6 protein-coding genes and 2 pseudogenes are annotated in these 10,621 nt (G+C 63.2%); 3 read left to right on the top strand and 5 right to left on the bottom strand.

Annotated elements, in window-relative coordinates:
* Positions 1-811: pseudogene (locus tag EN991_RS10060) on the top strand (bifunctional [glutamine synthetase] adenylyltransferase/[glutamine synthetase]-adenylyl-L-tyrosine phosphorylase); the annotation flags it as partial.
* A 59-nt stretch (positions 812-870) separates the two neighbouring features.
* Here EN991_RS10060 and EN991_RS10055 read toward each other — a convergent pair.
* From EN991_RS10055 to pepN, 4 genes are all read right to left on the bottom strand, one after another.
* Entirely contained in the window at positions 871-1,182 is a 312-nt protein-coding gene (locus EN991_RS10055) for a hypothetical protein (protein WP_245460939.1), read from the bottom strand.
* Between the two features lie 121 nt (positions 1,183-1,303).
* Positions 1,304-1,564 carry a type II toxin-antitoxin system prevent-host-death family antitoxin gene (locus EN991_RS10050; RefSeq protein ID WP_013532628.1) on the bottom strand — a complete coding sequence of 87 codons (261 nt, stop codon included), beginning with the start codon at positions 1,562-1,564 and terminating at the stop codon, positions 1,304-1,306.
* 107 nt (positions 1,565-1,671) lie between these two features.
* On the bottom strand, positions 1,672-3,993 hold the full coding sequence (locus EN991_RS10045) for a PAS domain-containing sensor histidine kinase (RefSeq protein ID WP_063171742.1): 2,322 nt from the start codon (positions 3,991-3,993) through the stop codon (positions 1,672-1,674).
* Between the two features lie 262 nt (positions 3,994-4,255).
* On the bottom strand, positions 4,256-6,901 hold the full coding sequence (gene pepN / locus EN991_RS10040; protein ID WP_127368674.1) for an aminopeptidase N: 2,646 nt from the start codon (positions 6,899-6,901) through the stop codon (positions 4,256-4,258).
* Positions 6,902-7,057: 156 nt separating this feature from the next.
* Between pepN and EN991_RS10035 the strand changes: the two genes are divergently transcribed.
* Positions 7,058-9,364, top strand: a complete 2,307-nt coding sequence (locus EN991_RS10035) for a xanthine dehydrogenase family protein molybdopterin-binding subunit (RefSeq protein WP_127368673.1) — start codon at positions 7,058-7,060, stop codon at positions 9,362-9,364.
* Between the two features lie 71 nt (positions 9,365-9,435).
* Positions 9,436-10,338 carry a DMT family transporter gene (locus tag EN991_RS10030; RefSeq protein WP_244506971.1) on the top strand — a complete coding sequence of 301 codons (903 nt, stop codon included), beginning with the start codon at positions 9,436-9,438 and terminating at the stop codon, positions 10,336-10,338.
* Here the strand turns inward: EN991_RS10030 and EN991_RS10025 are convergent.
* Positions 10,339-10,621: pseudogene (locus EN991_RS10025) on the bottom strand (transcriptional regulator); the annotation flags it as partial.

The following is a 10,621-nucleotide window of genomic DNA, read 5'->3' as shown; positions in this document are numbered from 1 at the left end:
GACCGCCGGATCGGATGTCGACCTGATCCTGCTTTACGACCACGCGCCGGACGCCGAGGAGTCCGATGGCGACAAGCCGCTGGCGCCTTCGCATTACTACACCCGCATGACGCAGCGGCTGATCGCGGCCGTGTCGGCGCCGACGGCGGAGGGCGTGCTCTACGAACTCGACCTGCGCCTGCGGCCATCCGGAAACAAGGGTCCTGTGGCAACCCATATCGATGCCTTCAAGAAATACCAGCGCCAGGAGGCCTGGACCTGGGAGCACATGGCGTTGGCACGCGCCCGCGCCATTGCCGGTGACGCCAGCCTGTGCGGCGAGGTTGAAGCGGAAGTGGCGGCGGTGCTTGGTCAGCCGCGCGACGCCGCCAAGGTGATGGCCGAGGCCTCGGAGATGCGCGCTATGATCGAGAAGGAAAAGCCGCCGCGCGACCTGTGGGACATCAAGCTGATCCCCGGCGACGTGATCGATCTCGAATTCATCGCCCAAGTGGCTGTCATCACCGGGCAGGTAGGCGCCGGGCCGCGCGTTACCGGTACCGCCGAAATCCTTTCGCGCCTGTCACCGGGCTTCGCCAATGCCGGGGCGAGGCAGGAGCTTTTCGACGCCTATGCGCTCTATCTGGCGCTGACCCAGATGACGCGGCTGTGCCTTACCGGAGCCTTCGAGCGCGACGACGTTCCGCCGGGGCTTTCGGATCTGCTTCTGGCGGTGACCGACCTGCCGGATTTCGGTGTGCTCGAAGCACATCTCAAGGAGACGTCGCAGAAGGTCAGGAAGGATTTCGACCTTTTGCTTCGTGCGGGATGACCGGGAAGCGATCGTCCCTTGGAATCGGGGACGTTTCGTGGTCCTCCAGTCTCATGCAGCTACTCTGTTCGCCGAATCTGCTGCAGCGCCCGGCTTGCGTGAGACTGCAAAATCCGGTCGCGCAGATAGGCATAGAAACGCGGCGGCAGCATGCCATAGTCGAATCGGGACGGTTTGCTCCCCGCGATAGGCCTGAGATGATCGGGACCCGGCCAGAGGAAATGATTGGTTTCGGTGACGACGATCCATGATGGCGTGTCATCGAGGCCGAGATAGGCCTTGAGGGGCGCAGGTATTTCTACTGCATCGGCAGGATCAGCTGGTGGCGAGTGTGTGACCGGAACGACCGTTATGACTTCACGGCCCTCCACGACCGCGCGGCGACAATGGCGCATGGTCGGTTTTTGCGACCTTCTTCGGCACCCTTTTCGTGTTCTCTCACCCAGAGGTAAGAATAGGAAATCACCAGACCCGGGATAGGTTTGGGCAGGCTCACGGTGTCCAGTCTTTGAGCATTGCATCAAGCCCGGCATATTCGCTCGATACGGCGCTTTCGGCGATGGCGTTAAGCGTCTCGTCGTCCAGCTCTTCCACAGGACGGGCGACCCGTCCCTTGACCAAGACCTCGAACATCGCCGCCGACAGGAGTACCGTGTGGGTCCGGCCATTCTTTGTGATTGCGACCGGCGCACGCTGGGCAGCATCCTGAAAACGCCCGACATTCTGCTGGAATTCCGTTGAAGTCACTCGCATGACAAGGCCTTTCTTTTTTATCCAAAATAGATAAAATAGATAACTTTGTCAAAGCGTTTCAGCTCGCGTCCACGAGGTGGATCAGGCCTGGGATGGTGATAAAAACTTCACGCTGCAACCTTGACGGCCAGCACGCTCTTCTTCACCGGAATGCGCACCGACACGATCGTGCCGACACCTTCGCTCGACCGGATCTTCAGCGCGCCGCCCTGAAGCTCGGCCAGCGAACGTGAGATGGCAAGGCCAAGGCCGGACCCGGCATGGCTCTTGGAGAACTGGTTCTGCACCTGTTCGAACGGCCGTCCGAGCTTTCCGAGCGCCTCCTTGGGGATGCCGCAGCCATTGTCCTCGATCGTCAGCACCAGCGCGCCGGATGTGTTGCGGGCCCTGACCGATATGTGGCCGCCCTGGCCGGTGAACTTCACCGCATTGGACAAAAGGTTGATGACGATCTGCTTGATCGCACGGCGATCGGCGACCAGCGTCAGCGCATCGGCAATGCGCGTTTCCACGGTGATGGCCTTTTGCGCCGCCTGCAGCGAAACGACGCGTACGGTTTCGCTGATCAGCGGGCCGAGGTCGATCTCTTCCCGGTCCAGAGAGAACTGGCCGGCCTCGATCTTGGACATGTCGAGAATATCGTTGATGACGCCCAGCAGGTACTTGCCGCTGCTGTTGATGTCGGTGGCATATTCCTCGTAGCGCTCCGATCCGAGCGGGCCGAACAGCCCTTGTTCCATCAGTTCGGAGAAGCCGATGATGGCGTTCAGCGGCGTGCGCAACTCATGCGACATGTTGGCCAGGAATTCGGATTTGGCCCGGTTCGCCGCTTCGGCCCGTTCGGTTTCCTTCATGTATTTGCGGTTGAGGTCGACCAGTTCGCGCGAACGCTCCTCTTCGGCCCGCCGCGCGAGGCTGAGATCATGGATCGTTGCCATCAGCCGTCGCTCACTGTCGACCAGCTTCTCCTGGTGCAGCTTGATCTGGGTGATGTCGGAACCGACCGAGACGATGCCGCCGTCCCGGGTCTTCAGTTCGTTGACCTGCAGCCAGCGGCCGTCGGCCAACTGCCGCTCGAAAGTGGCGCCGCCCTGCAGGCCGCTGGTGTGGGCAAGCCGCCTTTCGGAAGCAAAGGCCAGCATGCGTTCTTCCAGCGCCGCGCGCGCGGTGCCCGGCATCACGTCGCGGTCCGAAAGCCCGTTGTCCTGCTGGTATTTGGAATTGCACATGATCAGGCGCTGCGTCGAATCCCACAGCACGAAGGATTCGTTGATGTTCTCGATCGCCGTTCTGAGGCGAAGGTCGGCAGCCTCGGAACGCAGCGCCAGATGACGCTGTTCGGTGACGTCGACGGCGATGCCGATCAGCTGGATCTCCGGCGCTTCCGGATCGATGACCTGTGCCCGTGCGCGCATCCAGACCCATTGGCCATCGGCATGGCGCATGCGGAACACCTGATCGATGTGATCGATCTCGCGTGCGACGATTCTGTTGGCGAGCTCGAACAGGTCGCCGTCCTCGGGATGGATGATCTGATCGACCTCGCCGAAGGACAGCATCGTTTCGCAAGGCTTGTAGCCGAGCATGTCGTACATCGAGCGCGACCAGTACATCTTGCCGCGCACCATGTCCCAGTCCCACAGGCCGCAGCGGCCGCGAACCAGCGCCATGTCGATGCGCTGATGCGCTTCGAGGTAGATGCGGTCGGCCGCCTGCGCACGTGCCGCCTGGCCGAAATAGGCATAGAGGATGACGATCAGCACACCGGCCGTCAGCACGAACAGGGTGACGTTCAGCGAAACGGTCTTGCGCCAGGCATCGAAAACCGCGTCCTGTGGCACCAGGGCCGCCGATGCACCCTTTCCGCCATTCGCCAGGCTGACCGCGGCGTACCAATCCCGTCCGTCGATGTTGACGTCCATGACGCCCGCACGATCGCCGAACATGAACAAGGGCTGGCCGCCCTCGACGAGGCCGTCCAGCGAATGGCCCTGCCATGGCATCGAGCGTGGCGTCACCGCGACGATCTTGAAAGCGCTGTCGGTGATGACAAGCACATGGCTGCGGCCCATCGCGCCCTGACGGCTGGTGGTCTCCAGCAGATCCTGTATGGCGCCGGGCACCGTTTCCGAGGTGGTGGCGAGCGAACTGGCCAGCTGGCCCGCCGCCAGCGTCAGGATCGCCTTGGCATTGCGCTCGACATCGTCGCGCTCGTTCATCAGCGACAGCACGCGCAACGCCGCGATGACGATCAGGAAGGTGATGATGAGGACGGGTATTGATCGGCGCAGCAGCGGCTCGGCGGCCAGAAGCCGCCGGTAGGCCGGTTCGGCGATGAGTCGCGTATTCCCGGCAAGACCGTCGCCGCGCGTCTCACGATGCGCAAAAACCGTCCCTCCGGGCGCGCCCCACGCGTCCGCCTTCGCCATAAATGGCACTCCCCGAATTTGCCTATGCTGCTTGGTGATCCGGCAAACGCCGCACTTCCGAATCGTCAGTAAAGAATCAAAGGTGATTCGCCTTGTCCAGTGGTCCGGCGAAAAAAGATTAAAAATCGACTAAAATAATGGGCTTTCGCTGGCGCAGCGCCTAACGGAAGCCGCTGCTGTCAGGTCCTGGTTGAAATTCACCAGCTTGGCGGCGTGCACGGATCTCCCTTCTGCCACAACAAGGGGAGAAGAAAGAGAGCGGCTAAGCCAGCGTGCGCTCGACAATATCCCGCAGATCCGCCGACAGGTTTTCGGCGCCGGCGATCGAGAGCAGCGCTTCCCTGGCCTTCGCCTGCCGCAAGGGTTCGAGCGAACGCCAGGATCTGAGCGCCGTCGCCAGCCTTGCCGCCACTTGCGGGTTGCGCTTCTCAACCTCGAGGACGGTTTGAGCAAAGAACCAGTAGCCTTCGCCGTCGGCCCGGTGGAAGCCGGTCTGATTGGCGCTGGAGAAGGTGCCGATCAGCGAGCGCACCCGGTTCGGATTGCCCATCGAGAAGGCCGGGTGGTTGGTCAAGGCCTTCACGGTGTCGACGGTTTGCGGCCCCGGTACGCTGGCCTGGATCTGGAACCATTTGTCCATGATCAGCAGGTCGGACCCGTAGGTCGTCTCGAAAGCCGCCAGCGCCTCGACCGCCTCGGGCGAACCGTGGTGACGATGCGCGAGCACGGCAAGTGCTGCCGCGCGGTCGGTCATGTTGGTCGCGGACTGGAAATGCCCGGCAGCGAGTTCCGCTCCGCCCGGCTGCAGCGACAGATAATCCAGCAGGGTGTTGCGCAAGGCGCGTCGTCCGGCGCTTGCGGCGTCGGGGCTGAACGCTTCTCTGTCGGCAAGGCTGAGGTAGAGGCCCGAAAAAACGTCCCGGTTCGCAGTGCCGATCGCCAGCGCCAGTGCCTCGCGAGCCGCATAGATGGCATCGGGGTCGATGTTCCTGCCGATGTCGCGGGCAATGTCGGCTTCGCCGGGCAGGGCCAGCGCCAATGCCCGATAGGCCGGCTCCAGCGTCTCGTCGCCGGCAATGCTGCCGGCGAGCTCGGTCAGCCGCGGCGCAAAGGCCGGCTGCTTGCCGCCGAGGATCTCGCGGAACGCTGATATCAGCGCATCGGTCAGCAATGTGTTGAAGGCCTGCCAGCGCGAGAAGGCGTCGCCGTCATGGCGGGCAAGGAAGAACTGGTCGTCGGCTTTCTGCTCGACGGACAACGTCACCGGCGCCGAAAAGCCGCGGTTGAGCGACACGGCCGGGCGCTCGGTGACGCCTGAAAACCGCACCATGTGGCGACGCTTGCGGATATGAATGACGCCGTCCTCGACGCTGGCGCCCTCGACGCTACTATACGGCACAGGCTTGCCGCCGGCGCCGATCAGCCCGAAAGCGAGCGGGATGTGCATCAGCCGCTTGCGGCTTTCGGAGGGTGTCGGCGGCACCGACTGCTCGATTTCGAGTGTGAACTCCTGCGCGGCCGGATTGTGCGCCGAACTGATCGTCAGGTTCGGCGTTCCCGCCTGATGATACCAGAGCGCGAACTGCGACAGGTCGCGGCCGGACGCATCCTCGAACACCTTGATGAAATCCTCGATCGTCGCCGCGTCACCGTCGTGCCGCTCGAAATAGAGGTCCATGCCGGCGCGAAACACGTCGGCACCGAGAATTGTGCGGATCATGCGCACCACTTCGGAGCCCTTCTCGTAGACCGTCGCGGTGTAGAAATTGTTGATCTCGCGGTAGCGGCGCGGCCGCACCGGATGCGCCAGTGGGCCCTGGTCCTCTGGAAACTGGTGGGCGCGCAAGGTCCGCACCTCGGCAATACGCTTGACCGCGCGCGAGCGCTGGTCGGCGGAGAATTCGTGGTCGCGGAAAACCGTCAGGCCTTCCTTCAGGCAGAGCTGGAACCAGTCGCGGCAAGTGATTCTGTTGCCTGTCCAATTGTGGAAATACTCATGCGCTATGATCGCCTCGATATTGGCGAAATCGGCGTCCGTCGCGGTCTCCCGGTCGGCCAGCACATATTTGTCGTTGAAGATGTTGAGGCCCTTGTTCTCCATCGCGCCCATGTTGAAGTCCGACACGGCGACGATGTTGAAGACGTCGAGATCGTATTCGCGGCCGAACGCCTCCTCGTCCCATTTCATCGACCGCTTCAGGGCGTCCATCGCATAGCCGGCCAGCGTCTCCTTGCCGGGCTCGACATAGATGCCGAGCTCGACCGTGCGGCCGGACAGGGTGACGAAACTGTCCGCGAGCCGGCCGAGATTGCCGGCCACCAATGCGAACAGATAGGACGGCTTGGGGAAAGGGTCGTGCCACACGGCATAATGCCAGCCGTCGCCGAGGTCGCCCTTTTCGAGCGGGTTGCCGTTGGACAGGAGCAGCGGCGCCTCGTCGCGCATTGCCTCCATGCGCACCGTGTAGACGGACAGGATATCGGGACGGTCGAGGAAATAGGTGATGCGGCGAAAGCCCTCGGCTTCGCATTGCGTGCAGTAGACGTGGCTCGAGCGGTAGAGGCCCATCAGGGCTTCGTTGCCCGCCGGCGCCACCTCGGTCTCGATGAGCAACTGGAAGCGCCGCGCCACCGGTGGCTCGAGGATGGTCAACTGGTCGGGCGTCGCCAGCAGATCCGCCGGTTTTACCTTCTTGCCGTCGATCTCGATGCGCTTGAGCGTCAGCCCGTCGCCGTCGAGCACCAACGGTGCCGACACGGAGACGCCGTCACGGCGCTCTATCGTGAGCACGGCGGTGACACGCGTTGCGTCTGGCGAAAGGCGGAAGGTGAGGTCGGTTTGCGGAATGAGGTAGTCGTTGGGGCGATAGTCTTCGAGCTTGAAGACCTGGCCGGTGTCCGTGCGCATTCCGTGGGTTTTCCTGTCGATTGCCTTGGCGGCGGATTGTGTCCGCTGGTCCAAGAAATTTGAAGTCCGCGCTCTTTACACGAAACGGCCCCTCGACAAAACTGAGGCAATGCCTATTTCAGGCGTTCGTTCTCCTGTCATCATCACGAGGCATCCATGACCGTCGTCACACCGAAATTCGGCATGGGCGCATCCGTGCTGCGGCGCGAGGATGCCGCCTTCATCCAGGGCCAGGGCCTTTATACCGACGACATCCAGCCGGCTGGCGTCCTGCATGGCTATGTCCTGCGTTCGCCGGTCGCCAAGGCCAGCTTCACCATCGGTTCGACCGAGGCGGCGAAGGCCGCACCTGGCGTCCATCTGGTACTGACCGGCAAGGACCTTGCCCATCTCGGCGATCTGAAATCCGGCGTCATGCAGGAACAGCCGGACGGCACCAAGGCGCCGACGCGCGACATCCCGATCCTGTGCCGCGACCGCGTCAACTATGTCGGCGATGCCGTTGCCTTCGTCGTCGCCGACAGCCGTGCCTTGGCGCAGGATGCCGCTGAATTGATCGATGTCGACTATGACGGCGAAGACGCGGCTTCCGGGACCGCAAATGCACTTGCCGAAGGCACGCCGCTGGTCTGGCCGGAGCTCGGTTCCAACCGCGCCTTCAGCTACCACATGGGCGACAGGAAAAAGACCGAAGCGGCTTTCGCCAAGGCCGCACACGTCACCCGCATCGAGTTCGTCAACAACCGGCTGGTCTGCAACTACATGGAGCCGCGCTCCGCGATCGGCGAATGGAACGTCGAGGAGAAGCGCTTCGTGCTGACCACCGGGTCGCAAGGCGTGCACTCCATGCAGTACATCCTGGCCAGCGTGTTCAAGATCAAGAAGGGCCAGTTGCGCGTCATCACGCCTGATGTCGGCGGTGGTTTCGGGCCCAAGAGCTTCGTCTACCGCGAATATCCGCTGGTGCTGGAAGCGGCGAAGCGGCTTGGCCGCCCGGTGAAGTGGGCCGGCGACCGCACGGAACACTTTCTGACCGACGCGCAAGGCCGCGACAATTTCGTCACGGCCGAGATGGCGCTGGACAAGGACGGCCGCTTTCTCGGCATGAAGGTGGACCTGCTCGCCAACATCGGCGCCTATATCTCGCAATATGGTCCGTTCATCCCCTATATCGGCGTCACCATGTCGACCGGTGTCTACGATATCCAGGCGCTCGACGTCTCGGTGACCGGCCTCTACACCAACACCTGCCCGGTCGATGCCTATCGCGGTGCCGGTCGGCCGGAAGCAGCCTTCCTGCTGGAAAAGCTGGTCGATGCCTGCGCCCACGATCTCGGCCTGCCCGTCGAGGAGATCCGCCGCCGCAATTTCATCCGGCCGGAGCAATTTCCCTACCGGACGCAAACCGGCCGCCTCTACGACACCGGTGAATTCGAAGGCCATATGGAGCGCGCCATTGAGCAATCCGAATGGAAAGCGTTTCCGGAGCGGCTGGCGCAGTCGAAGGCCGGCGGAAAAATCCGCGGTCTCGGCATGGCGACCTATATCGAGGCCTGTGCCTTTCCGGGCTCGGAGCCGGCCTTCGTCGAACTCAATGGCGACGGCACGGTGACGCTGAAGATCGGCACCCAGACCAACGGACAGGGACACGCCACCGCCTATGCGCAGTTCCTGTCGGAAAAGCTCAATCTCGACATCGACAAAATCCATGTCCGCCAGGGCGATACCGATGAATTGAAGGCCGGCGGCGGCACCGGCGGCTCGCGCTCCATTCCGCTGGGGGGTGTGTCGGCTTCCCGCGCGGGCGAGGATCTGGCCAACAAGATCAAGCGCATCGCCGCCGACGAGCTCGAGGCTTCTGCCGGCGACATCGAGTTGTCCGATGGTGTTGCCCGCATCGTCGGCACCGATCGCTCGCTCGATTTTTCCAGCATCGCCAAGGCCGCCAAGACGCCTGACGATCTCAAGGGCTTTGGCGAGTTCGTGCAGGACGAATGCACCTATCCCAACGGCACCCACATCTGCGAGGTCGAGATCGATCCCGACACCGGCGCGACCGAGATCGTCCGCTACACCATCGTCGACGATTTCGGCGTGACCGTAAACCCGATCCTGCTCGCCGGCCAGGTGCATGGCGGCGTCGTGCAAGGCGTCGGCCAGGCACTGACCGAGGACACTATCTATGGCGAGGACGGACAGCTTTTGACGGCGAGCTTCATGGATTACGCCATGCCGCGCGCCGACAATTTCCCGTTCTTTCATTTCGAGACCCGCAACGTGCCTTCGACCACCAATGCGCTTGGCATCAAGGGCGCGGGCGAGGCCGGCACCATCGGCTCGACCCCGGCGGCACTCAATGCGGTGACCGACGCGCTCTGGCGCGCTTATGGCGTCAGGCACATCGACATGCCGGCAACGCCGGCGCGTATCTGGGCGACGATCCGAGAAGCGTCGGGAGCGTGACAGCAGGCCCCGGCAGCCCCTCGGCCACAGCCAGCGATGATGCCGGCGGGCACGACACGCTTACCGGCATCATGCTCAAGATCGTGTCGGTGGCGGTCTTCGTCGGCATGCAGACCTGCATCAAAGCCGCAGGCACCGTTCCGGCCGGCCAGATTGTCTTCTTCCGCTCTTTCTTCGCCATCTTCCCGATCATCGCCTTCCTGGCCTTCAGGAAAGAACTCGGCACTGCCTTCACCACCAAGCGTCCGTTCAACCACATCGCCCGCGGCCTGGTCGGCGTCTGCGCCATGGGGCTCGGCTTTTTCGCGTTGACCCGGCTGCCGCTGCCCGAAGCGATCACGCTGAACTACGCGCAGCCGCTGCTGGTGGTGGTGTTCAGCTCCATCTTCCTCGGCGAGGCTATCCGCGTGTATCGCTGGAGTGCGGTCGCGGTCGGCCTGGTCGGCGTGCTGATCATCTCCTGGCCGGAACTGACGCTGCTGAGTTCCGACCAGGCGCTCGACGACCAGGAAGTGCTTGGCGTCATGGCCGCTCTTGTCGCGGCAGCGATCTCGGCCGTCGCCATGCTCTTGGTGCGCAATCTCGTGCAAAGCGAGCGTACGGCGACCATCGTGCTGTGGTTTTCGGTGACGGCGAGCGTCATGTCGCTGCTGTCGCTGCCATTCGGCTGGCAGGCGCTGACGCCGCTCCAGGCGGCCCTTCTTGTTGCCGCCGGCTTCTGCGGCGGCCTTGGCCAGATCCTGATGACGGCGGCCTATCGCCATGCCGAAGCCTCGGTCGTGGCGCCGTTCGAATACACCTCGATGATCCTAGGCCTCGTCGTCGGCTATCTCGTCTTCGGCGACGTCGCCACGCTCCATATGCTTGTCGGCGGCCTGATCGTCGTCGCCGCCGGCATCTTCATCATCTGGCGCGAACGCCAGCTCGGCCTGGAGCGCACCCGCACGCGCAAGGCATCTTTGCCTGAAGGGTGACTACGACAGCTCGGCTCGCTCCTTCGCCAACCGAACCAGCACCGTCCTCGTCTGTTCGTCGGCGGGGAAAAACGATTCGATCGCCAGTTCCGAAAGCGTCACGTCGAGCGGCGTGCCGAACACGGTGATGGTGCTGATGAACGACAGCACCTGATCGCCATGCGCCAGCCTGAGCGGATGCACGATGGCGTTCGGCTCGACCGGCGACGGCCGGCTGCCTCTCAAGCCTGACGGATAAGTCCTCAGCTCACGCTCGAGTTCGATCAGCGCCGCGTCGCCGCTC

Source organism: Mesorhizobium sp. M7A.F.Ca.US.005.03.2.1, from assembly GCF_003997795.1.
Taxonomy (GTDB): Bacteria; Pseudomonadota; Alphaproteobacteria; order Rhizobiales; family Rhizobiaceae; genus Mesorhizobium; species Mesorhizobium ciceri.
Note: the sequence above shows the minus strand (reverse complement) of the source record. Positions and strands in the feature narration are given on the sequence as shown.

Coding starts and splice junctions, on each gene's coding strand:
- EN991_RS10050 (WP_013532628.1), bottom strand. CDS start 1,564: ATGCGAGTGACTTCAACGGAATTCCAGCAGAATGTCGGGCGTTTTCAG.
- EN991_RS10045 (WP_063171742.1), bottom strand. CDS start 3,993: ATGGCGAAGGCGGACGCGTGGGGCGCGCCCGGAGGGACGGTTTTTGCG.
- pepN (WP_127368674.1), bottom strand. CDS start 6,901: ATGCGCACGGACACCGGCCAGGTCTTCAAGCTCGAAGACTATCGCCCC.
- EN991_RS10035 (WP_127368673.1), top strand. CDS start 7,058: ATGACCGTCGTCACACCGAAATTCGGCATGGGCGCATCCGTGCTGCGG.
- EN991_RS10030 (WP_244506971.1), top strand. CDS start 9,436: ATGCTCAAGATCGTGTCGGTGGCGGTCTTCGTCGGCATGCAGACCTGC.